General features: G+C 71.4%; 18 protein-coding genes. 7 read left to right on the forward strand and 11 right to left on the reverse strand.

Annotation, left to right across the window (positions count from 1 at the left end; translation table 11 throughout):
- The first annotated feature begins 13 nt into the window (after positions 1-13).
- The gene (locus ABT340_RS02100) at positions 14-1186 is read left to right on the forward strand and encodes a trans-sulfuration enzyme family protein (protein WP_352008783.1); all 1173 of its coding nucleotides are present in this window, start codon (positions 14-16) and stop codon (positions 1184-1186) included.
- 74 nt (positions 1187-1260) lie between these two features.
- Here ABT340_RS02100 and panB read toward each other — a convergent pair whose 3' ends face one another.
- Positions 1261-2127 (reverse strand): 3-methyl-2-oxobutanoate hydroxymethyltransferase, encoded by an 867-nt coding sequence (panB, locus tag ABT340_RS02105; RefSeq protein WP_352009449.1) that lies wholly within the window; start codon positions 2125-2127, stop codon positions 1261-1263.
- 186 nt (positions 2128-2313) lie between these two features.
- Here panB and ABT340_RS02110 point away from each other — a divergent pair, with 186 nt between their 5' ends.
- The 3 genes from ABT340_RS02110 to ABT340_RS02120 all read left to right on the forward strand — a co-directional run bounded on the left by ABT340_RS02110 (position 2314) and on the right by ABT340_RS02120 (position 5818).
- Positions 2314-3519 (forward strand): MFS transporter, encoded by a 1206-nt coding sequence (locus tag ABT340_RS02110; RefSeq protein WP_352008784.1) that lies wholly within the window; start codon positions 2314-2316, stop codon positions 3517-3519.
- 105 nt (positions 3520-3624) lie between these two features.
- Positions 3625-5187: an MFS transporter gene (locus ABT340_RS02115; RefSeq protein WP_352008785.1), complete on the forward strand. Its 1563-nt coding sequence runs from the start codon at positions 3625-3627 to the stop codon at positions 5185-5187.
- A gap of 16 nt (positions 5188-5203) precedes the next feature.
- Positions 5204-5818, forward strand: a complete 615-nt coding sequence (locus ABT340_RS02120) for a TetR/AcrR family transcriptional regulator (protein ID WP_352008786.1) — start codon at positions 5204-5206, stop codon at positions 5816-5818.
- Positions 5819-5840: 22 nt separating this feature from the next.
- On the opposite strand, the gene ABT340_RS02125 is transcribed toward ABT340_RS02120, so the two are convergent.
- The 10 genes from ABT340_RS02125 to ABT340_RS02170 form a co-directional block, all read right to left on the reverse strand.
- A complete protein-coding gene (locus ABT340_RS02125; protein WP_352008787.1) occupies positions 5841-6731 on the reverse strand; it encodes an alpha/beta fold hydrolase in 891 nt (296 codons plus the stop codon).
- 161 nt (positions 6732-6892) lie between these two features.
- Entirely contained in the window at positions 6893-7108 is a 216-nt protein-coding gene (locus tag ABT340_RS02130; protein ID WP_352008788.1) for a DUF1918 domain-containing protein, read from the reverse strand.
- A 201-nt stretch (positions 7109-7309) separates the two neighbouring features.
- A complete protein-coding gene (locus ABT340_RS02135) occupies positions 7310-9094 on the reverse strand; it encodes an NAD+ synthase (RefSeq protein WP_352008789.1) in 1785 nt (594 codons plus the stop codon).
- A gap of 56 nt (positions 9095-9150) precedes the next feature.
- A complete protein-coding gene (locus tag ABT340_RS02140; protein ID WP_352008790.1) occupies positions 9151-10050 on the reverse strand; it encodes a TolB family protein in 900 nt (299 codons plus the stop codon).
- Between the two features lie 66 nt (positions 10051-10116).
- Positions 10117-12183: a sensor histidine kinase gene (locus ABT340_RS02145; protein ID WP_352008791.1), complete on the reverse strand. Its 2067-nt coding sequence runs from the start codon at positions 12181-12183 to the stop codon at positions 10117-10119.
- A gap of 2 nt (positions 12184-12185) precedes the next feature.
- On the reverse strand, positions 12186-13616 hold the full coding sequence (locus ABT340_RS02150; RefSeq protein WP_352008792.1) for a BTAD domain-containing putative transcriptional regulator: 1431 nt from the start codon (positions 13614-13616) through the stop codon (positions 12186-12188).
- A 135-nt stretch (positions 13617-13751) separates the two neighbouring features.
- Entirely contained in the window at positions 13752-15722 is a 1971-nt protein-coding gene (locus ABT340_RS02155) for a sensor histidine kinase (protein WP_352008793.1), read from the reverse strand.
- Positions 15723-15892: 170 nt separating this feature from the next.
- Positions 15893-17014, reverse strand: coding sequence for a terpene synthase family protein (locus ABT340_RS02160; protein WP_352008794.1), 1122 nt, complete (start codon positions 17012-17014; stop codon positions 15893-15895).
- Positions 17014-17526 carry an EF-hand domain-containing protein gene (locus ABT340_RS02165; RefSeq protein ID WP_352008795.1) on the reverse strand — a complete coding sequence of 171 codons (513 nt, stop codon included), beginning with the start codon at positions 17524-17526 and terminating at the stop codon, positions 17014-17016. Before ABT340_RS02165 ends, ABT340_RS02160 begins: the two co-directional genes overlap by 1 nt.
- 35 nt (positions 17527-17561) lie before the next feature.
- Entirely contained in the window at positions 17562-18428 is an 867-nt protein-coding gene (locus ABT340_RS02170) for a hypothetical protein (RefSeq protein WP_352008796.1), read from the reverse strand.
- Positions 18429-18908: 480 nt separating this feature from the next.
- On the opposite strand from ABT340_RS02170, the gene glnA2 reads away from it, so the two are divergent.
- The 3 genes from glnA2 to ABT340_RS02185 all read left to right on the forward strand — a co-directional run bounded on the left by glnA2 (position 18909) and on the right by ABT340_RS02185 (position 22204).
- Positions 18909-20270 (forward strand): gamma-glutamylpolyamine synthetase GlnA2, encoded by a 1362-nt coding sequence (gene glnA2 / locus ABT340_RS02175; RefSeq protein WP_352008797.1) that lies wholly within the window; start codon positions 18909-18911, stop codon positions 20268-20270.
- A gap of 397 nt (positions 20271-20667) precedes the next feature.
- Positions 20668-21393: a hotdog fold domain-containing protein gene (locus ABT340_RS02180; protein WP_352008798.1), complete on the forward strand. Its 726-nt coding sequence runs from the start codon at positions 20668-20670 to the stop codon at positions 21391-21393.
- Between the two features lie 85 nt (positions 21394-21478).
- Positions 21479-22204 (forward strand): type 1 glutamine amidotransferase, encoded by a 726-nt coding sequence (locus ABT340_RS02185; RefSeq protein WP_352008799.1) that lies wholly within the window; start codon positions 21479-21481, stop codon positions 22202-22204.

Consider the following 22204-nt stretch of genomic DNA (forward strand, 5'->3'; position numbering starts at 1 on the left):
ACATCCTTGACACATGACTGAACTTCGCCCGGAGACGCGCACCGTCCACCTGCCCAGGCCGTCGCTGAACGGCAGCCGCCCCATCGCCGTGCCGATCTACCAGACCTCGGGCTTCTCCTTCGAGGACCCGGCCGTGTTCGCCGACGGGATGAACCGTCCCGACGGGGCCTTCGTGTACGGCAGGCTGTCCAACCCGACCGTCCGCTCCCTAGAGGAGGCCGTCGCCGGGCTGGAAGGCGGCGTCGGGGCGGTCGCGACCGCCTCGGGCATGGGGGCGATCAACTCGGTGCTGCTCGGGCTGCTCAAGCCCGGCGACCACCTGATCGCGCAGAAGCCCCTGTACGGCGGCACCGCGGCGATGCTCAACGACCTGGCCTCGCGCTTCGGCATCGAGGTCTCCTACGTCTCGGAGGACGACCCGCAGGCGTTGCGCGCCGCCGTACGGCCGGAGAGCAGGCTGGTCTACCTGGAGACCATCGCCAACCCGGTGACCCAGGTGGCCGACCTGCCGGGGATGTGCGCCGCCGCCCGTGAGGCGGGGCTGGTCTCCGTGGTGGACAACACCTTCGCCTCACCGGTGCTGTGCCGTCCGATCGAGCACGGGGCCGACATCGTGGTCCACTCGACGACCAAGTACCTGAGCGGGCACACCGACGTGCTCGGCGGCGTCGCGGTCTTCGCCTCGGAGGAGCTGTACCGCAGGGTGTGGCACTTCGCGGTCGAGCTGGGCGCCACCGCCGACCCGTTCGCCGCCTGGCTCACCCTGCGCGGCATGCAGACGCTGCCGCTGCGCATGGAACGCCACTGCGCCAACACCCGGGAGCTGGCCCTGCGCCTGGACAACCACCCCGCGGTCGTCGCGGTGCACTGGCCCGGCCTGCCCTCCCACCCCTCGCACGCCCTGGCCAGGAAGCTGCTGCCCGACTTCGGCGGGGTCTTCTCCTTTGACCTCGTCGGCGGGCGGGCGGCGGGCGAGAAGTTCATGAGCTCGGTACGGCTGGCGCTGCTGGCCCCGTCACTCGGCGGCGTCGAGACCCTCGTCCTGCACCCGGCGACCACCTCGCACCGGTCGCTGACGCCGGAGGAACTGGCCCGGCACGGGATCGGCGAGGGCACGGTCCGGGTCGCGGTCGGCATCGAGCACATCGAGGACCTGTGGGACGACTTCTCCCAGGCGCTCTCATGACGATCCGCTGAGGGGTGTACGGCCCGGCGAACACCGGGCCGTACACAGTGGGTCAGCGGTGGACTAGCAGCGGGTCAGCGGTAGCTGTGCTCGACGGTGGGGAAGGCGCCGCCGGTCACCTCGTCGGCGAAGGCGCGTACCGCCCGGTCCATCTCGCCCGCGAGGTCGGCGTACCGCTTGACGAACTTCGGCGGGTTGGGGGTCAGCCCCATCAGGTCCTGCCAGACGAGGACCTGGGCGTCGGTCGCGGGACCGGCGCCGATGCCGACCGTCGGGATCGACAGGGAGGCGGTGACCCGCTCGGCGAGGTCGCCGGGGACGCACTCCAGGACCACGGCGAAGGCCCCGGCGTACTCCAGGTCCTTGGCGTCGGCCATCAGCTCGTCACCCGACTGGCCGCGCCCCTGCACCCGGTAGCCGCCGAAGGCGTTGACCGACTGCGGGGTCAGGCCCAGGTGGGCCATCACCGGGATGCCCGCCGAGACCAGGGTCTCGACCTGGGGGAGGACCCGGCGCCCGCCTTCGAGCTTGATCGCGTGGGCGCCGGCCTCCTTCATGAAGCGGGCGGCCGTCTCCAGCGCCTGCTGGGGAGAGGCCTGGTAGGAGCCGAACGGCAGGTCGGCGACCACCATCGCGCGGGAGGAGCCGCGCACCACGGCCGAGGTGAGCGGGAGGAGCTCGTCGACCGAGACCGGCAACGTGGAGTCGTGGCCGTAGACGACCATGGCGGCCGAGTCGCCGACGAGCAGCACCGGGATGCCTGCCTCGTCGAAGACCCTCGCCGTCATGGCGTCGTAGGCGGTGACCATCGGCCACCTCTCGCTCCGTTCCTTGGCCGCGGCGATGTCGCGGACGGTGACCCTTCGCCCGGCCTTGCCGCCGTAGAGGGCGGTCGGCTGGCCGGCCGTGGAGGGCGCGGAGGAGGGCCCGGAGGAGGGCATGGACGAAGACACAGAAGAGGGCATGGAAAGCCTCCAGTGAAGTCTCGAGGCGTCCCTGTGACGTCCCCGGACTGCTTCCGATGATTGCACGCGGACGTCTTGATAAACACCCCCGGCCCCGACCGTAATCCGGTGCGGAGCGTGTCAGTGCCATACGACACAATACGTGGGGAGGTAAGCAATCAAATGGCATTGGAGCCTTACCGTCGTCTGCTGTCCGTTCCCGGTGTGCGGTCGTTGTTGCTGGTGGGGATGGTCGCCCGGATTCCGGCGACCGCGACCGGGATCACCCTGACCCTGCACGTGGTCAACGGGCTGGGACTCGGATTCGCCCAGGCGGGACTGGCCGCGATGGCGAGCGCCGTCGGCACGGCCGTCGGCTCGCCGCTCGCGGGACGGTTCGTCGACCGCAGGGGGCTGCGGCCCGTGATCCTGGTGACCTCGCTGGCGCAGCTGGCGTTCTGGGCGACGGCCTGGGCGCTGCCGTTCCCCGCGCTGCTGGCCGCGACGGCGCTGGCCGGGCTGCTCAGCCTGCCGCTGTTCAGCGTGATCAGGCAGTGCGTCGCGGCGATGGTCCCTCTCGAACAGCGCAGGCTCGGCTTCTCCCTCGACTCGATGATCATCGAACTGTCCTACATGACGGGTCCCGCGCTCGGCGTCCTCGGCGTCACCCTGATCGGCAGCACGTGGACGATGTGCGTGGTCGGTGTCGGGCTCGTCGGGGCGGGTGCGACGTTGTTCGCGCTGAACCCGCCCGTGCGCTCGGCGGAGGAGGCGCGGGAGATGGCGGAGGCCGGGGAGCGGGTGTCCAGGCGAGCCTGGCTGACCCCGGCGTTCGTCGGCCTGCTCGGCACCGTGTGCGCCGCGACCTTCGTGCTCACCACGACCGAGCTCTCGCTGGTCGCGGTCATGAAGCAGGCGGGCGACACCGCCTGGACGGGCCTGGCGATCGGCGTCTGGTGCGCTTACTCCCTGCTCGGTGGCTTCGTGTACGGTGGCCTGCCGCGGGGCTTCTCCCCGCTGCTGCTGATCGGCGCCATGGGCGCGCTCACCATCCCCGTCGGGCTGGTCGGCGACGACTGGCGCTGGCTGATGGTGGCGCTCGTCCCGGCCGGGGTGCTGTGCGCGCCGGGATTGTCGGCCACGGTCGATACCTTGAGCCGCTGGGTTCCCGCGGGGGCACGCGGTGAGGCGATGGGCCTGCACGGTACGGCACTGCTGATCGGCGGCGCCGTGTCGGCGCCGATGGGCGGGGCGCTCATCGACTCCTGGGGGCCGGGCTGGGCCTTCGCCGTAGCGGGCCTCGTGGGGGTGGCGATGGTGCTGCTCGCCCTGCCGTTCTGGCGACGAACCGGTGTCCGGGTTGAGGAATCTGTGCCGGTTTCCACGTGAATCTGCCGGAAATATCCGGCAAATACGAAACGCAACGGTTGCGTATCGTATGATCTACCGATACGGTACTGTTTCGAAACTTTTGTGTATCGAAACGGGGCATCCATGGAACACCAAACCGGCCACCCGAGACGGTGGCAGATCCTGGGGGTGCTGGTCTTCAGCCTCCTGGCGGTCGTGCTGGACAACACGATCCTCAACGTCGCGCTGAAGACGATCGCCGACCCTCAGGAGGGTCTGGGGGCCACGCAGAGCCAGCTTGAGTGGGCGATCAACTCCTACACGCTCGTCTTCGCCGGTCTGCTGTTCACCTTCGGTGTGATCGGCGACCGTACCGGCCGTAAGCGCATGCTGTTCATCGGCATGGTGCTCTTCGGCCTGGCGTCGCTGGCCAGCGCCTACGCCCAGGACCCGACCCAGCTGATCGTCGCGCGCGCCTTCATGGGCGTCGGGGGCGCCGCGATCATGCCGGCCACCCTCGCGATCATCTCCAACGTCTTCCCCCCGCAGGAACGCGGCAAGGCGATCGGCGTCTGGGCGGGAGGCGTCGGCATCGCTGTGGCGATCGGCCCGATCACCGGTGGCCTGCTCATCGAGCACTTCTGGTGGGGTTCGGTCTTCCTGGTCAACCTGCCGATCGTGCTGGTCAGCATGGTGCTCATCGCCCTCGTCGTGCCCGAGTCGCGTGACCCCAAGCCCTCCAGGCTCGACCCGGTCGGCGTGCTGCTGTCCATCATCGGCCTCGTGGCGATCACCTACGGCATCATCAGGGGCGGTGAGCTGGCCACGGTCGCCAGCGCCGAGGTGCTGGTCCCGACGATCCTCGGTGTGGCCGTGCTCGCGGCCTTCGTCTGGTACGAGCGCCGCATCGACCACCCGGCCTTCGACGTCCGCTACTTCTCCAACGTCCGTTTCTCCACCGCGGTCGGCATGATCGGCATCGTGTTCTTCGCGATGATGGGCGCGATGTTCTTCCTGATCTTCTACCTGCAGATCGTCCTCGGCTTCACCCCGATGGAGTCGGGCGCGCTGATGATCCCGTTCGCCGCGGCGCAGATCATCTTCGCCCCGCTCAGCCAGCAGATGGTCAGGCGCTTCGGCAGCAAGGTGAGCGCGACCGTGAGCATGGTCGTGGTGGCCGCGGCCCTCGGTTCGTACGCGCTGATGGACCAGAACACCCCCGTCCTGCTGATCGAGATCGTCTTCTTCGTCCAGGGTGCGGCGATGGCCAACATCATGCCGCCCGCGACCACCACGATCATGGAGGCGCTGCCCAGGGAGAAGGCGGGCGTCGGCTCGGCCATGAGCAACACCATCCGCCAGGTCGCGGGCGCGCTCGGCGTTGCCCTGCTCGGCTCGCTGCTCTCGGCGACCTACCGCGACGAGATCGCCCCCAGCCTGACCGGTCTGCCCGCCGGGCTCCAGCACGTGGCGGGTGAGTCCCTGACGGCCACGATCGGCGCGGCCAAGGCCCTCGGCGAGCGCGGTGCCGCGCTGATAGAGCCCGCCAAGCACGCTTTCCTCGACGGAATGCACGTCACCTCGCTGGTCTCCGCCGCCATCGCGCTCCTCGGCGCTCTGGTGGTGCTCAGGTGGCTGCCGGGAAAGAACGCCCCGGTGACGGTCGCGGAACAGCACGATCTCGATAAGGAACCGGCCGGCGTGTAGGTAATGTGGACATACGATGACCACGACGGATGAGACTCAGGCGGCCCGTCCCGCGGGCCGCCCCCGCAGCGCCAGGGCAGAGAAGGCGATCATTGAGGCGACCCTCGATCTGATCAGCGAGAGCAGCGGCCTCGGTGAGCTGTCGATCGAGGCGATCGCCGCCCGCGCGGGCGTCGGCAAGACGACGATCTACCGCCGATGGTCCAACAAGGAAGATCTGCTCGTCGACGCCCTCGCCGCCCTCAAGGCGCCACTGCCCGCGCTGGCGGGCAGGTCGCTGCGCGAGGACCTGGTCGCCTGCGCCGAGGTCTTCCTGCAGGAGGCGCGCAACGCGCGGTCGCGGTGCGTGATGAACATCGCGATGAACGAGACCGAACGGCATCCCCGCCTCGTGCAGCGCATCCACCAGGCGACCATCGCGCCGCGCAGGGCCGTACTGACCGCGCTGCTGCAGCGTGGCATCGCGACCGGCGAGCTGAGGGCCGACCTCGACGTGCCGGTCTCCATCGCCTCGCTGATCGGGACCGTGGTCTGGTACGTCAGGGGCTTCGGCCCCGATCAGGAGGATCTCCCCGAGGGGACCGCCGAGCGGGTCATCGACCATCTGCTCGTCGGCATGTCCCCTCGCTGATCCCCGCCTCACCGCCCGGGCTTCACCCGGCGGGCAGGGCGCCGATCCGTGCCCGCAGCCACGGGCGCACCAGGGGCAGGACCGTGGGAGGCTGCATGGCCCCCATGTGGTCGAGCCCGTCCAGGACCGTCACGTCCCAGCCGAGGGCCTCGATCTCGGCCCGCCGCCCGGCGACGGCGCTCGCGATGCCCACACGCACCCCGCCCCAGCGCTCGCCGTACTCGATGTCGTCGGCCGATCCGACGAAACAGAGCCTGGGGCAGGTGATCCGGGCCTGGGCTGCCAGGTCGTCGAACCCCCGCAGTTCCTCGTACAGCGTGACGAACTGCCTGGTCTGGTCCGGCGACAACGTCACCTCGACCGACGACCAGTCGTCCTTCTCCGGCGGCCCGGAGGGCTTCTCGGCGGCCTCTCCGGTGGCTTTTTCCACGGCTTTTTTCGAGGCCCCGGCGAGCGCCATCTCATGGGTCGCCATGGTCACCCGCAGCATCTCCGCGTACGGCCCGCCGAGTGGCGGGAAACCACCCATGACCAGGGCGGACAGCCGGTCGGTCCTGAGCGCGAGCTGGAGTCCGCTCAACGCGAGCCAGGAGTAGCCGTAGTAGGCGAAGCGGTCGGCCCCCGCGGCGTCGGCGACGGCGAGCAGGTCGCGGGCGATGTTGGCGGGGGTCAGGGTGCCGGGCTTGGGGTTGGCCAGGACATGGTTCTCGTAGTCGAAGGCGACCACCGTGAAGGCGTCGCGCAGGCCCTCGATGAGGGAGCGGCCGAGTGCGGGGTCCGTGCCCCAGGCGCGCATCGCCTCGGCCTGGGGCCCCTCGGCGGGGAGGGGGTTGACGGGCAGCAGCAGGACGGGTCCCTCGCCGTGGACCTCCACCTCGATGGGACTCGCGTCGTGCAGGGTCACCGTGGGCATGGGCGTCTCTCCGGTTCTTCCAGCGGCGGCGGGAATTCCGTACGCCGTAAGGAGTTGATGGGCGCAAGAATAGCTTATGCCGTAAAGAGTTGCTGCCCGGGATGCGGAGACGAGTTCGCCGCCGCCCCGGGCCGGGACGACGGCGAACGACCCCCCTCACGTCACGAGGTGGTGAGCGGGGTCTCCTTCCGGTCCTCGGAGACCACGTGGGCGTCCGGGCCGGGGAACACCATGGTCTCGTGCTCGTCGTGCTCCCAGTGCACCATGTAGGGCGGGGAGCCGTCCTCGTGGACAAGCCCCACGACCACACCGATCCGCCGGGTCTCCCCGTGCCGGGTGCCCTCGACGACGAGCCTGTCACCTACCTTTGCCTTCATCTGATCTCCCCCTGTCTCCTGGATTCCGGCGGGCCGCCGAGCGCGGGCGGACGGGTGGAGGGGAGTTGACGGCGCCCGCTCGCCGCCCGCCGGACCACCGCGGCCGATCTCAGCCCCCTCCCCGGCCGCCGGTGACCCTCCCTGCGGTGATACCCACCCCGCAAAGCTCATGCACGGCCCCACCGGAGTCGTTCAGGCAGGTCAGAGGGGAGTCTCGCGCCAGCGGTTGGTGATCGGCAGACGACGGTCGCGGCCGAAGTTCTTGGCCGTGATCTTGGGACCCGGGGGATACTGGCGGCGCTTGTACTCGGCCAGGTCGACCAGGCGGATGATCCTGGCGACCAGAGCGGGGTCGTGACCGGCGGCGACCAGCTCGGCCGATCCCATGTCCTCCTCGACGTAGTCGTGCAGGAGGGGGTCGAGCACGTCGTACTCGGGCAGGGAGTCGGTGTCACGCTGGCCGGGGCGCAGCTCCGCGCTCGGCTCCTTCTCGATGGAGTTCTCCGGGATGGGCGGGCGCGCGAAGCCGTACAGGAACTCGCCCGACCTGCCCGCCTGGGCGTTCCGCCAGCGCGACAGCTCCCAGACCAGGGTCTTGAGCACGTCCTTGATGGGCGCGAAGCCACCGGCGGAGTCGCCGTAGAGGGTGGAGTATCCGACCGCGAGCTCGCTCTTGTTGCCGGTCGTCAGCACCAGGTGACCGTGCTGGTTGGACAGGCCCATCAGGATCATGCCGCGTACCCTGGCCTGGAGGTTCTCCGCGGCCAGCCCGGACAGCTCGATCTCCTTCTCGAAGGCGTCGACCACACCGGAGATCGGGACGACCCTGGAGTTGATGCCCTGCCGTTCGACCAGCTCCCTGGCGTCGCTCAGGGAGTGGTCCGAGGAGTAGCGGGAGGGCATCAGCACCGCGTGCACCCGCTCGGGGCCGATCGCGTCCGAGGCGATCGTCGCGGTCAGCGCCGAGTCGATCCCCCCGGACAGGCCGAGGATGACCGACTGGAAGCCGTTCTTGCGCACGTAGTCGCGCACCGCGAGAACCAGTGCCGAGTAGACCTCCGCGGTGTCCTCCATGGGCTCGGCGACCGAGGGCGCCAGCGGCTCGTACGGTTCGAGCGAGCGGGCGGACAGCTCGATCCGCTCGACCGTGATGACCGTCCCGTCGCCCGCCTCGGTCTCGAAGGTCCCCAGGCCGCCGAACCGCGCCTCGGGCAGGTCGAGATCGACGACCAGCAGCTCCTCGGCGAACTTCGCGCCCCGCGCGACCAGCTCACCCGAGGCCGAGACGACCAGTGAGTCACCGTCGAAGACCAGCTCGTCCTGGCCGCCGACCTGGTTGACGTAGAGGAGGGCGCAGCCCGCCTCCCTGGCCCGCCGTGCGACGAGCTCAAGCCGCACGTCGTCCTTCTCCCGCTCGTACGGCGAGGCGTTCGGCGTGATCAGCAGCCCGGCGCCCGCCTCGGCGACCACGGCGACCGGCCCGCCCTCCTGCCACAGGTCCTCACAGACGGCGATGGCCACGTCCACCCCGTGCAGCCGGAAGATCGGCAGCCGGTCACCGCGCACGAAGTAGCGGTACTCGTCGAAGACCCCGTAGTTGGGCAGGTGGTGCTTGGCGGTCCTGACCACGACCCGGCCCCGGTGGATGAGGGCCGCGGCGTCCAGCGGGGCCCCCTTCGGCAGGCCGAGCCTCGGGGAGAGGTTCGCCCGGTCCACGTAGCCGACCACGACCGGCATCTCGCCGAGCCCCTCCTCGGCCAGCCGCGTCGCGAGGGCCTCGACGGCGGCGAGCGAGGCGTCGACGAAGGACGCCCGCAGCACCAGGTCCTCGACCGGGTATCCGACCAGGGACATCTCGGTGAAGACCGTCAGATGCGCGCCACGCTCGGTGGCGCGCCTGGTCCACTCGACGATCCTGTCGGCGTTGGCCGCCAGGTCGCCGACCTCGGGGTTGGTCTGGGCAAGGGCGATGCGCAGTTGAGCCACGTGTCCCACCCTATTGGGGCCCCGCCCTCCGGCGCGGCGGGGGCCGTACGGGTGGGTCAGCCGATGACGCTGAGCAGACCGAGGTTCTTGGCCTGCGGGATCTCGCCCACGCGCTGGCTCACCTTGTAGGTGTCGGGGTCGAGCACGACCCAGGTGTTGGCGCTCTTGCCCTTGACCCGGACCACGAGGGTGCCGTCGGTCAGGAACCTGGCGCCGATCAGTGTGCCCCGCACCGGGATGGGGATCTTCCTGCCGGTCCTGGTGTCGTAGAGCGACGGGGTGTAGGACAGCGGCCAGGAGCCGTCCCCGCCGGGGGCGTTCTTGCCGATCGTGTTCACCACGACCCGGTCGCCGTTGGGGGACAGACCGTCGACGTGGTTGGCGAGCCGGATCCCGGGGACCCTGGTCGAGACGTGCGAGACGGTGTTCAGCAGGTAGACGCCGTCGGTGTTCCCGGCGTATCCGGCGAGCGTCCTGCCGTCGGCCGACCAGGCCAGGTGGCACACGCCCGCGGTCTTGCCCGCGATCACCGGCCTGCCGCCGCCGGCGCCGACCAGCGCGACGGTCGCCTTGTCCGAACCGCCCCTGGTCACGTAGGCGATCCGCTTGCCGTCCGCGCTCCAGGCGGGGGTCAGGCACGGCCCCACGTAGGCGGCGTTCGTGGCGACCACCTTGTCGCCGGCCGCGCTCTTGACGTGCAGGCGCCCCTTGCCGTCGATCCAGGCGACCTTCCCGCCGCCGGGCGCCGCGGCGAACTGCCCGGCGAAGGAGGAGCCGCCGACGGCCAGCTTGCTCAGGCCCCCCTGCTGGGTGACCACCTCGACCCCCGCGCCCTTGTAGCCGAAGAAGACGGCCCCCGGAGTGGTGGCGGCCCGGGCGGGGGCGGGGACGGCGGCGACGGACACGACGGTGGACGCGGCGAGTACGGCGCCGACGGCCAGGGCCAGGTGCTTCACGCGAAACTCCTCGGATAATTTCAGCAACGCCATGTCAGACACGCGGGAGCACCGGAAAGTTCACACTCAGGCGGCGGAGATCGGCAGCACGGCCTCGACGACCGTACCGCCTCCCGGCGCGGCGCCGATCACGCACGTCCCGCCCAGCTCCGCGGCGCGCTCACGCATCGACAGCAGGCCGACGCCCGCACGGCGCCCCTCGGGCAGCCCGCCTCCGTCGTCCTGGACGCGGACGACCAGCGACTCGCCCCGGCGCAGCGAGACCACGGCGGAGCTGGCGCCCGCGTGCTTGCGGACGTTGGTGAGCCCCTCCTGCGCGATCCGGTAGGCGGCGACCTCGGTGGCCGCGGGCAGGTCGGACAGGTCGCCCTCGGTCTCCACGGCCACCTCGGGCCCGCCGTCGGCGGCCAGCGCCCGTACGGCCCCGGCCAGGCCGAGCTCGTCGAGGGTCGGCGGGCGCAGGCCGTAGACCAGCTCCCTGATCTCCTGACCGACCGTGTCCATGCCCTCGCGCAACTCGGCCAGGAGCCGGTCGGCCGAGGCCGGGGCGGAGCGCAGGCTGATCCTGGCCATGTTGATCGACATCGCCATGTCGGTCAGCGCATGGCCGAGCCCGTCGTGCAGGTCCCGCCGCAGGCGCCTGCGCTCCTCCTCACGGGCGGTGAGGATGCGCTCGCGGGAGCGCCGCAGGTCGGCGGTCATCGTCACGGCGTGCACCACGTCCGCCACGTACGGCGTGACCACGGCGATCAGCCGGTCGTTGTGGGCCGCGGCGAACCTGCGGGGGCCGGGCGCGCCCAGCAGCAGCCGTCCGACGGGCTCGCCGTGCCAGACCAGCGGTACCACGCGGGGGGCGGGTCCCAGCAGGCCGATCTCGACCCTCCTGCTTCCCGGGGCCCGCGCCTCGACCGCCACACCGGTGACGCTCAGGCCGTCCTTGACGGCCGCGGCCACGGCGGCCAGCGCGTTGGCGGGCTCGGCCTGGCCGACCTCCCTGGTCAGCCGGGCGGCCAGGGCCGCCGGATCTCCGTGCGTGCCGTACATGAGACGGTCGGCCCAGCGCCTGAGCATCCCGCGCAACGGGTGGAAGAACACCCCGGCGAGCAGGGCGGCGGCCAGGCCGCCGATCCGGTCGTAGCCGGACAGGGCGAACCCGGCGATGGCCCCGGCCCCGAAGTAGACCACGCTGACCGCGGCGATCAGCCCGGCGGCCACGAAGGCACGGCTGATCACGGTGTCGATGCCGTACAGGCGGTGGCGCAATACGGAGAAGGTGATGGCGATCGGGATCAGCCCGGTCCACACGGTGGCCGTCAGGACCCAGTCCTTCCCGGCGAGCATGCAGACGATGTAGACGGCGAACGCGCCCAGCGGCCAGGCGATCTGGCGGCGCATCACCGGGTCGGCCCGGCGCAGGCGCAGCACCAGGGAGAGCATCGCCAGCACCGCCATGCCCATGATCATCCCCAGCATGACGTTCTGCAGCGCCGCGTTGTACGGCCTCAGCGCCTCGATCGCCAGCGGGTTGGGCAGCCGGGCGGGCAGCGGGTAGCCGTCCAGGGGCGGTGTGGGCCGTACGACCAGGCGGAACGCCTCGACGGCCATCACCACGCCCGTCAGGACCACGACAGGACGCCAGCGCCGGGAGGGCAGCCTGCCGTCGGGGGAGTAGAGCGGCAGCAGGACCGCCAGCGTCAGCCCGCCGACGGCCCAGCCGATCCCGGCGGCGTAGCGGTATGTCCCGGCCGCCATCAGGTCGCCCTGGGCCCCCGAGCGCAGCATCAGGGCGGTGCCCAGGACGTTGACGGCGCAGGCGATCCCGCCTACGCACATCAGCCACGCCGCGGGCGGGCGGGACCGGTGGGCCAGCAGGAAGGCGCCGACCAGCGGGAAGGTCAGGGCACACGACAGGTCGGGGGAGACGAGCAGCCCGACGCCCCACTCGGACGGCAGGTCCCAGGTGACCACCAGCGCGGCCACCGTCAGCGCGGAGGCGGCGGCCGAGAGCGCGATGACCACCAGGCGCGGCCGGGAGATGGCCCGCCGCCCCCGCGCCGCCCGCCCGGGCACGTCCACGGCGGGGGCCGTTCCGGGGACGTCGGGGGGGCGGCCGGGAGGTGTCTCGACCGGCATCGTCACCTGCCCACGTCACCCGGGTTGACCAGGCCCGACTCGTACGCGGCGACGACGAGCTGGGCGCGGTCGAACAGTCCCAGGTGGTCGAGGAGCCTGGCCACCGACTGGGCGACCGACCGTTCCTGGACGGCCAGGGTCGCCGCGATCTGCCGGTTGGTGAGCCCCCTGGCGATCAGTTTCATCAGGTCGAGGTCGGCGTCGCCGAGACCGGCGAGGCCGGGAGGAGCCGAGGGGTTGGCCCGCCCGGCGAAGCCCGCGATCAGGCGGGTCGTGACGGCGGGGTCGATCAGCGCGTCACCGGCCTGCGCGGCGCGCATCGCGCTGATGAGCTGCTCCGGCGCGGAGGTCTTGAGCACGAACCCGCTCACCCCGGCCCGTAGCGCCGCGTAGAGGTTGTCGTCCGTGCCGAACGTGGTCATCATGATCACCTTCGGCGGGGCCTCGTCGGACAGGATGCGCCGCGCGGCGGTCAGGCCGTCGAGACGGGGCATCTGGATGTCCATCAGCACCAGGTCCGGGTGGGTCTCACGGACGACCGTGATGGCCTGTTCGCCGTTCTCCGCCTCACCGACGAGGTGGAAACCGGGCTCGCTGTCGAGCACGACGCGCAGACCTGTGCGGACCAGGGCCTGGTCGTCGGCCACGACCACGCGCAGCGTGGGGGCGGCGGGAAGGACGGGGGCGGCGGGCCGTACGGTGACGGTCTCCCTGACGGACGGCGCGTCCCCGTGCGGATCCAGGTGGGCGGCCTGCGAGAGCATGTCTGATTCGAGCCGTTGCAGGGTCGCGCCGAGATCGAGGCCGAGCTCCTCGCGGAGCGTCGTCCTGGCGCGCCGGAGCGCTCCCAGGGCGTCGCCCTGCCTGCCGCCCCGGTAGAGCGCGAGCGCCAGCAGCCGCCAGGCCTCCTCCCGCAGCGGGTGCGCCGAGACGTGCGCCTCCAGGTCGGCGACCAGCGCGCCGGAGCGGCCGAGCGCCAGCCCCGCGTCCGCGCGGCGTTCGAACGCGATCAGCCGCAGTTCCTCAAGGCGGCCCGCCTCGGTCATCGCCCAGGGCAGGTCGGAGAACTCGGCCAGCGCCGGTCCCCGCCACAGCGACAGGGCCTCTCCCAGCCGTTTCCACACCGTCGCGGGGTCGCCCTCGGTCTTGACGGCGTCCTCGAACATCCAGGCGTCCACCTGCTGGGCGTCGGCGCGCAGCGCGTACCCCGGCGGCGCCGAGACCAGCACCTCCGCCTCCTCCCTGGGGGCGCGGCCCGGTTCGAGGGCGCGCCGCAGCCGCGAGACGTATCCCTGTACGGTTGACAGGGCCTGAGTGGGGGGTTCGCCCGGCCAGAGCTCGTCGATGAGCATGCTTACGGGCACGGCGCGACCGCCCGCGACGAGGAGGCGGGCCAGCACGGCCATCTGGCGTTGGCCGCCTAGATCGATCACCGTGTCGCCGTGGCGAGCCTGGAACGGTCCGAGAGCACGAAATATCAGCATCGCAGGGTAAGCGTAGGGCTAGCAGGGCTAACGTCATACGGTAATACCCACCATCGTTCGCATCCTGTGAGAAATCACCAAAGATCAGGTCTCCGCGTTCGCGTTCAACGGGAGCACCGCCTCGACCACCGTCCCGCCCTCCGGCGGTGAGGTGATCACGCAGGTGCCGCCGAGTTCGGCGGCCCTCTCCCGCATCGACGAGAGTCCGACCCCGGAGCGCCTGCTCGCGGGCAGGCCGATGCCGTCGTCGCTCACCCTGACGTTCAGGTGCTCTTGCCCGTCCCGGTCCGGTGCGACCCGTTCGAGGACGACCCGCACCACCTGGGCCCCGGCGTGCTTGCGGACGTTGGTGAGCGCCTCCTGGACGATCCGGTAGGCGGCGACCTCGACCGCGGCGGGCAGCCCGGCCGGTTCCCCGCTCACCTCGACCCCGGGGCCCGCCATCTGCCTGACGGCCCCGGCGAGCCCGAGGTCGTCCAGGGCGGGCGGGCGCAGGCCGTAGACCAGGTGCCTGATGTCGCTGGTCACCGCGTCCATGCCGGAGCGAAGGTCGCTGAGCACGCGTTCGGCGGCCTCGGGGGAGGTGCGCAGCGAATGCCTGGCCATGGTGATGGACATGGCCATCCCGCTGAGCGACTGGCCGAGCCCGTCGTGCAGGTCCCGCCGCAGGCGGCGGCGCTCCTCCTCCCGGGTGGCGACGATCCGCTCGCGGGAGCGCCGCAGCGCGCCGACCAGCCTGACCGCGTGGGCGGCGTCGGCCACGTATGGCGTGAGCGCGGCGATCACCCGTCCGTTGTGCGCGGCGGGCAGCCGCCTGGCTCCGGGCGGTCCGATCAGCAGGTCGCCGACGTGCCCGCCGTGCCAGACCAGCTCGACGTCGCGCACCACCTCCCGCAGCTCGCCGACCGTCACCTCCGCGGGCCCGCCGCCCGGGAAGCGCACCGCGACCCCGGTCACCGCCAGGCCCTCCCGGAGCACCTCCAGCGCGGCGACCAGCCCGCCGGCGGGATCGACACGCTGCAGGCGCCGCCGTAGCCCCTCGGCCAGCGCCACCGGGTCGCCCCTGCTGCCGTAGAGCAGGTTGTCCGCGCCGCGTTGCAGCAGACGGCGCAGCGGATGGAAGAACGCCCCGGCGCAGAGCGCGGCGAGCAGTCCGCCGACCGGGTAGACGTCGGACAGGAACAGGCTGGAGGCCGCGCCCGCCGCCATGTAGACGCCGCCGATCACACCGACCAGTCCCGCGCCGACCAGCGTCCGGGTGACCAGTGTGTCGATGCCGTAGAGCCGGTGGCGCAGCACGGAGAAGGTGATCGCGGCGGGGATGAGCAGGACCGTGAACGAGGTCAGCCACCACAGGGGGTTGCCGACCACCCAGGGGATGATCACGGTGGCCATCGCCAGCAGCGGCCACAGGATCTGCCTGCGCTCCTCCAGCCCCGCCCGCCGGAACCGTACGGCCAGCGAGACGAAGGCCAGGACCATCGCCACGTTGCCGAGGTACTCCATCAGCAGATGGGCCTGCCAGGGGAAGGTGGAACGGTCCCGTGTCTGAGGGATCAGGAACTCGGCGCGCAGCGTGTCGACGGTCAGCACGACGACGGTGAACCAGATCAGCGGCCGCCAGCGGCGGGAGGGCAGACGCCCGTCCGGGTACAGCAGCGGCAGCAGCACACCCAGCTGCAGGATCGTGAGCTTCCCGCTCACACCGGCGACCGTCCAGATCTGCTCGGGAAGGCCGAGGTGCCCGACCGCGTTCAGCAGCGCGAGGTTCGTCGTCAGGCTGTTCAGCGCCGAGCACAGCCCGCCCAGGCACAGCAGCCAGCCGATCATCAGCCGGGGCCGCTGGAACACCAGCAGCGCCCCGAAGATCGGGAAGGCACTGCCCGTGACGTCCTCGGGCGCGAACGGCAGTGGCGTGTAGGAGGGCTGCGGCAGTTGCGCCGTCACCCAGATGTTGCCCCATTCCATGGCCACGGAGACGGCGGCGATCAGTACCGCCGAGATCCGCGCCCTGACGGGCGTCACCGTCGGGAAAACCCGGCTCAGCCCGCGCATCGCCTCGGCCCTTCCATGTCGTGCTCAAAAGGACCTTAACCGGCACGAACCACAAAAGAATCAACCAATGATCAACGTGAGAACCTCACCTTCACGCCCCGGCGCGCCGGGTGAGGGGAAGGCCGCCTTTCGCCACGCGGGTGCGGACGCGGGCGAGGGCGGCGCGAACCTCACGCCGTGACGTCGTATCTCTCTGACTCAAGGAGCCATTCGAGCTGGGCCCTGGGCGCGGTGAGGAAGGCGCAGGCGACCTTGCTGGCGTTCCTCGCCTCGACGGGTGTGAGCCCGAACTCGTCGAACAGTCCGGGCAGCCGGCGCGCGGCGGCCCGCAGGTCCTCGGAGCGCTCGGCGATCCGGTCGTTCACCCAGGCCACGGCCTCGGCGTCGGACAGGCCGAAGGCGTGCGCGGCGACCATCACGTAGTTGTGCACGTCACCGTTGGCCCGCTCCTTGTGGTGCGAGGCGACGTCGTTGCACCAGGCGGTGACGTCGTTGCAGGCGTCGACCAGCGTCCGCCAGGTCCGGCACTCCCGCAGCTCGGCCGGGACCTCGACCCCCAGGCACGGTTCGACCAGGTCGAACAGGTAGGGGCCGACCGTTCCCCTGCGCAGCACGGGGTACTCCGTGATCGAGGGCACCCGCCCCGCGCACCGGTTCTCCGCCTCGGTACGGCACGCCACTCCCTGGGCCGCCAGCCCGTGGGCGAAACGTTCCCGCCAGCGGCGGCTCATCCTGGGGGCGGTCGCCCCCCACAGGTCGCGGAAGGCCGCCTCGACCGGGGAGACCCCCTCCGGCCTCGGCGTCCTGACCGGGAGCGGGGACGGGATCCGCGTCATGACCGGTGCCGAAGGCCTCGGCCGTGCGGCGGTGAGCGACGCCGTCATGGCCGTTCTGGCCGCCTGCGTCTCACCGTGGACGGCCTCCGCGGTGTGGCGGACCAGACGGGAGAAGGTGGCCTCCACGATCCCGGCCGCCCGCCCGGCGGGTTTCTCGTCCCACTCGTCGTCGAAGTGGAACAGCCAGGTCAGCCATTTGGCGAACAGGAGTGTCGACTCGGTGCCGAACCCGGCGAAGGCGCGGCCCGCCATCCGGTCGAAGCGCGCGAGCACGGGAGTCTCAAGCCCGATCTCGCGGGTCCAGTCCGCCAGTGAGGCCGTGATCCGGTCGATCGAGGCGTGCATGCGGCACGGGGCGGCCATGACCGGAACCCGGTCGACGAGGGGCAGCAGCAGAGCCGCGGCGACCGAGGAGGCCCGTCCACCGGTCCTGGTCGCCGTGTCGATGACGGACACTACAGCGAACCGCCGGGCCGGGAGGGGAGCGTGTAGTAGGCCCTGGTCGCCTCGACCAGCTCGCCGACCGAGACCCCGCGCTCGTGCTCCAGCCGCTCGAAGGCGGTTTCCGCCTCACCGCACGGGGCGCCGAACGCGCTCAGCAGAAGCCGGAGCTCGGCTGCCTCGACGACACCGTCGCCGTCGGTGTCGCACATCTCCGCGACCGCCTCCGCGGCGGGGCGGAGCACCGCGTCGAACCGCGCGTCCTCGGAAAGGACCGAGGACATGCCGGTTCTGAACTCCTCCGGGGAGATGGCGCCGTCGCCGACCTCACCGGAGAGGGCTCGCCAGACCGACTCGAACCCGTCGACCAGTTTGCTGCCCGCGGCCGAGGTCGGCGACTCGCCGAAACCGACCAGGATCAGGGCACCCAGGCCGAGTAGGTCGTCACGCTCGACCCGCCCGTTGCCATCGGCGTCCAGTTGCCCGAAGGCATGATCCAACCTGCTCTTGAGAAGCTCTGTGCTCATCCTACACCTCCACGTTACTTGTGGGACACAGGCGGTTACTCTAGGTGACGATAGCGACGGGATTCCAGAAGTCCCTCCAGGTAAGCCCTTGGAATCGTCAAGAAGGCACAGGCCACCTGGATCACCTCACGGGAGGCGTCCAGGCCGAGGCCGTGGCGTCCGACGAGCGGGGGCAGGACGCGGGCGGCGGCCCACAACTCCTCCATGCGCTCGACCACGCGGTCGACCGCCCGGGCCTGGGCGCCCTGCGGGAAGGCCTCCGCCCGCGCGGCGGGAACCGGAGGAACGGGCGGAGAGGACGGGGCGGCCATGACCGGCAGGCGACCAGTCAGCAGGGCGTCACACCAGGTCACCACGTCACCGCCCGCCTCGGTCGCCGCGCGCCATCGGCGGCTCTCCTGGAGCGTGGCGGGCACCTCGACCCCGAGACACGGTTCGGCCAGGTCCAGCAGCTGCCGCCCGAACCCCGCCCCGGCCGGTACGGCGAGTCCCGAGACGAACCGCTCGCGCCACCTCCGGCTCATCCCGGGAGCGCAGGACCCCCACAGGTCGGCGAAGGCCCGTTCGACCGGAGCGTGCCCCGGCTCGCCGCCCCCGGCGACCGCGAGCACCCCGGGAAGAGCCGCGGGTTGGCGGCGCAGCCGGGTCAGCAGGGTCAGCCAGCGGGCGAACAGCGTGGCCGTGCCGGTGTCGTGCCGGGCGAACGCCCGCCCGGCCAGCCGGTGGACCTCCTCCGCGGGGTCGGCGTCCAGGCCGGTCCTGCGCGCCCAGTCGATGACCGCCGCCTCGATCCGGTGCGCGGACGGGTGCATGGGGCAGGGCGCGGACAGCGCCGCCAGCCGTTCTCTGAGCGGGACTCCGGGCGGGACCGCCCCCCGTGGAGCGTTGAGCCGGGTACGCATCGTTCTCCCCCAGAAGGACGTCGGCGGGACGTGGTGTGCGAGGGCAGGGCCGCCGGAGGGCGGAGCCGGGAGCCCGTCACGGCCCGGGGTGTCCCACCTCGCCGTGGCGCGGCCGCCGCGGGCTATCGGGACGGCCGTTCGGATGATCGGCCGTACGGTGTCCCCGATCCCGGCCCGCCGGTGCGCGCGGGCCGGTGGCCCGCATTGTTTCGCCTGGTCACCGCAGGTTCCAGTACCTCTCGCGCCGGGCGTGTCCCGCTCTCGCGGCGACCTCTCGCCGCCTCCGCGGGGCCGTACGGCGGGGGCGGGGACACGAAGGGACACAACGGGTGACACAGGAAGGGCAGGAAAGGGGCGAAACGGCGTCTCGCCGCCTTCTCCGTAACGTGTCCGAAACACTGAGCGGGCAGACTGGTAGAAGGCCAGGCGTGTGCCCGCAGACGTGCACCGTGTCGGCCTCGGCAGTGGAGGAGAGAGGCTTTGGACCGCCAGCAGGAGTTCGTTCTCCGTACCCTTGAGGAGCGCGACATCCGGTTCATCCGGTTGTGGTTCACCGACGTGCTCGGGTTCCTGAAGTCGGTCGCCATCGCCCCCGCCGAGCTTGAGGGGGCCTTCGCGGAGGGCATCGGCTTCGACGGCTCGGCGATCGAGGGCTTCGCCCGCGTCTACGAGTCGGACATGCTCGCCAAGCCCGACCCCTCGACCTTCCAGATCCTGCCCTGGCGCAGCGAGACACCCGGTGTGGCCAGGATGTTCTGCGACATCCTCATGCCGGACGGCTCACCGTCGCACGCCGACCCGCGCTGGGTGCTCAAGCGGACCCTGGCGAAGGCCTCCGACATGGGCTTCAGCTTCTACACCCACCCCGAGGTCGAGTTCTTCCTGCTGAAGGACAGGCCGGAGGCGGGCAGGCGGCCCGAGCCGATCGACGACGGCGGCTACTTCGACCACACCCCGCACAGCTCGGGACACGACTTCCGGCGCAGCGCGATCATGATGCTGGAGTCGATGGGCATCTCGGTCGAGTACAGCCACCACGAGGGCGCCCCCGGTCAGCAGGAGATCGACCTGCGCTACGCCGACGCGCTCACCACGGCCGACAACATCATGACCTTCCGGCTGGTCATGAAGGAGGTCGCGCTGGAGCAGGGCATCTGGGCGAGCTTCATGCCCAAGCCGTTCACCGAGCACCCCGGCTCCGGCATGCACACCCACATGTCGCTGTTCGAGGGAGACCGCAACGCCTTCTACGAGCCGGGGGCCGACTACCAGCTCTCCAAGGTCGGCCGGTCCTTCATCGGCGGGCTGCTCGCGCACGCCGCCGAGATCACCGCCGTCTGCAACCAGTGGGTCAACTCCTACAAGCGGCTGTGGGGCGGAGCCGAGGCCATCGCCGGGGCGGGCGGCGAGGCGCCGAGCTACATCTCCTGGGGGCACAACAACCGCTCCGCCCTGGTCAGGGTGCCGATGTACAAGCCCCACAAGAGCGGCTCGACCCGCATCGAGTTCCGCTCGCTCGACTCGGCCTGCAACCCCTACCTCGCCTTCGCGGTGATCCTCGCGGCGGGCCTGAAGGGCATCGAGCAGGGATACGAGATGCCTCCCGGCGCCGAGGACGACGTCTGGGCGCTGACCTCGGCCGAGCGCCGGGCGCTGGGCATCCAGCCGCTGCCGCAGTCGCTCGACGAGGCCATCGCCGTGATGGAGCGCAGCGAACTGGTCGCCGAGACCCTGGGCGAGCACGTCTTCGACTACTTTCTGCGCAACAAGCGCGCCGAGTGGAGCGAGTACCGCCGCCAGGTCACCGAGTTCGAACTCGGCCGTTACCTTCCGGTGCTGTGACGGTCTCCGGGGTGCGGCAGGGGGCCGTACCCCACCTGCCTCACGCGGGGGCGTCCCGGGCGCGGTAGAGTTCAAGCGCGCGGGCGGTTCCGGCGCCCGTACCCTGTGACCCCCGATCATGCGGGCTGCTTCGGCGTGCCCGCGACCGGCCGGTCCGCGGGGCGCGGGCCGGGCGAGGTTTCGCGGCGACGACCGGCGGGCCGTCCCCGAAAGACTCGTCGGCAAGGACGCGCCCCCCGCGGTTCCCCTCAGGACGGCGGGTGGCAAGGCGCCGTTGATCCGCTCGTCACCGTCACCTGGTTCGCCGGTCCCGTGGCGGCTCCGGTAAAATCAGTCGGTCCATTTATAGGGATTTTTCGAGGACAAATCGCCGTAAAGGGCGATTAGGAGGTGCCGTATGACAACGGCTGCCGAGCTGCAGACCGTGGTGACCGTCCCGGCGCGTTTCCGTGGGCCCGAGGGCTCAGCGAACGGCGGATGGATCGCGGGTACGGTCTCCCAGGCGTCGCACGGCGCCCGGCACGACTCGGCCGTCGAGGTCACACTGCATGCCCCCACACCGCTGGAGACCGAGCTCTCCCTGCGGCACCTGGCCAACAGCGCGACCCTCACCGACGGGGAGACCCTGCTTGTCGAGGCCATCCCGGTCGCCGAGCGGCTCAACGCCCCCGACTTCGTGCCCTTCAACGAGGCCGCCCGCGCTGAGAGCGGTTTCGCCGGGATCACCGGCCACCCCTTCCCCGGCTGCTTCGTCTGCGGCCTGCGCGACCCGGGGGACGGCCTGCGGATCTTCCCCGGCGCCGTGTCCGGCGGCGAGCTGGTCGCCGCGGGCTGGCGGGTGCCGATGACCGTCACCGACGAGGACGGCGTCGTCCCCGACGCGCTCGTCTGGGCTGCCCTCGACTGCGCTACCGGCTGGGCCCACTTCGGACCCGGTGAGTCGGCCCTGCTCGGCAGGCTGACCGCCAAGGTCGAGCGGCGCGTCTACCCCGGCGGCACCTACTCCGTCGTCGCCCGCGCCACGGGCCGCGAAGGCCGCAAGCTCTTCGGCGAGAGCGCCGTCTACGAGGTCGACGGCACCCTGGTCGCCGCCGCCAAGGCCGTCTGGATCACCTCCGCCTGAGGTCGTACGGGACCGGGGGCCGCACCCCCGTATCCCATTGAAGACCGATATGGGGTCTGGTACGGCTTTCGCCGATAATTGCGGCATGAGAATCACCGTCGTCGAGAACGAAGCCGGAGCGGGCCTGGGCGCCTTCGCCGGATGGCTGGCCGACAGCGGCGCCGAGTGCGAGGTCGTCCGCCCCCACCTTGGAGAGCCGATCCCGCGGCGGGCGCGGGACGGCCTGATCGTGCTCGGCGGGACGGCGGCGGCCTGGGAGGACGAGCGCTTCCCCTGGCTGCCCGAGACCCGCGCCCTGATCAGGTCCTCCGTCGAGAACGGCGTGCCGACCCTGGGAGTCTGCCTGGGCGCCCAGCTGATGGCGCTCGCCTGCGGCGGCTCCGTCGAACGCGGTGAGCACGGCCTTGAGGTCGGCGTCACCGAGGTCGTCCCCCTCCCCGCCGCCGCCGACGATCCCCTGTTCACCGGGTTCGGCCCGGTGCCCGCCGTGCAGTACCACGGTGACGCGGTGACCCGGCTGCCCGAGGGAGCCGTGCCGCTCGCCGTCGGCGATCCCTACCCCAACCAGGCCTACCGCCTGGGCGAGAGGGCCTGGGGGGTGCAGTTCCACCCGGAGGCGGATGTCGAGGTCTTCACCGACTGGACCGGCCACTCCGCCGAGCACCTGACCGGGCTCGGCCACTCGGTCGAGGAGCTCAACGCGGGGGTCAAGGCGGCCGAGGAGGACCTGACCCGGACCTGGCGGACCTTCGCCCGGCGTTTCGCGGCCGTCGTGGAGTCCGCCGGGGAAGGCACGGACGCCGCCGGCTGA

This window comes from Streptosporangium sp. NPDC000239 (assembly GCF_040300765.1).
Classification (GTDB): Bacteria; Actinomycetota; Actinomycetes; order Streptosporangiales; family Streptosporangiaceae; genus Streptosporangium.

Bases quoted from the DNA above. Each gene is read 5' to 3' on its own strand.
- ABT340_RS02100 (WP_352008783.1), top strand. From the start codon at position 14: ATGACTGAACTTCGCCCGGAGACGCGCACCGTCCACCTGCCCAGGCCG.
- panB (WP_352009449.1), bottom strand. From the start codon at position 2,127: ATGCCCTCCTCCGGGCCCTCCTCCGCGCCCTCCACGGCCGGCCAGCCG.
- ABT340_RS02110 (WP_352008784.1), top strand. From the start codon at position 2,314: ATGGCATTGGAGCCTTACCGTCGTCTGCTGTCCGTTCCCGGTGTGCGG.
- ABT340_RS02115 (WP_352008785.1), top strand. From the start codon at position 3,625: ATGGAACACCAAACCGGCCACCCGAGACGGTGGCAGATCCTGGGGGTG.
- ABT340_RS02120 (WP_352008786.1), top strand. From the start codon at position 5,204: ATGACCACGACGGATGAGACTCAGGCGGCCCGTCCCGCGGGCCGCCCC.
- ABT340_RS02125 (WP_352008787.1), bottom strand. From the start codon at position 6,731: ATGCCCACGGTGACCCTGCACGACGCGAGTCCCATCGAGGTGGAGGTC.
- ABT340_RS02130 (WP_352008788.1), bottom strand. From the start codon at position 7,108: ATGAAGGCAAAGGTAGGTGACAGGCTCGTCGTCGAGGGCACCCGGCAC.
- ABT340_RS02145 (WP_352008791.1), bottom strand. From the start codon at position 12,183: ATGCCGGTCGAGACACCTCCCGGCCGCCCCCCCGACGTCCCCGGAACG.
- ABT340_RS02155 (WP_352008793.1), bottom strand. From the start codon at position 15,722: ATGCGCGGGCTGAGCCGGGTTTTCCCGACGGTGACGCCCGTCAGGGCG.
- ABT340_RS02165 (WP_352008795.1), bottom strand. From the start codon at position 17,526: ATGAGCACAGAGCTTCTCAAGAGCAGGTTGGATCATGCCTTCGGGCAA.
- ABT340_RS02170 (WP_352008796.1), bottom strand. From the start codon at position 18,428: ATGCGTACCCGGCTCAACGCTCCACGGGGGGCGGTCCCGCCCGGAGTC.
- ABT340_RS02180 (WP_352008798.1), top strand. From the start codon at position 20,668: ATGACAACGGCTGCCGAGCTGCAGACCGTGGTGACCGTCCCGGCGCGT.
- ABT340_RS02185 (WP_352008799.1), top strand. From the start codon at position 21,479: ATGAGAATCACCGTCGTCGAGAACGAAGCCGGAGCGGGCCTGGGCGCC.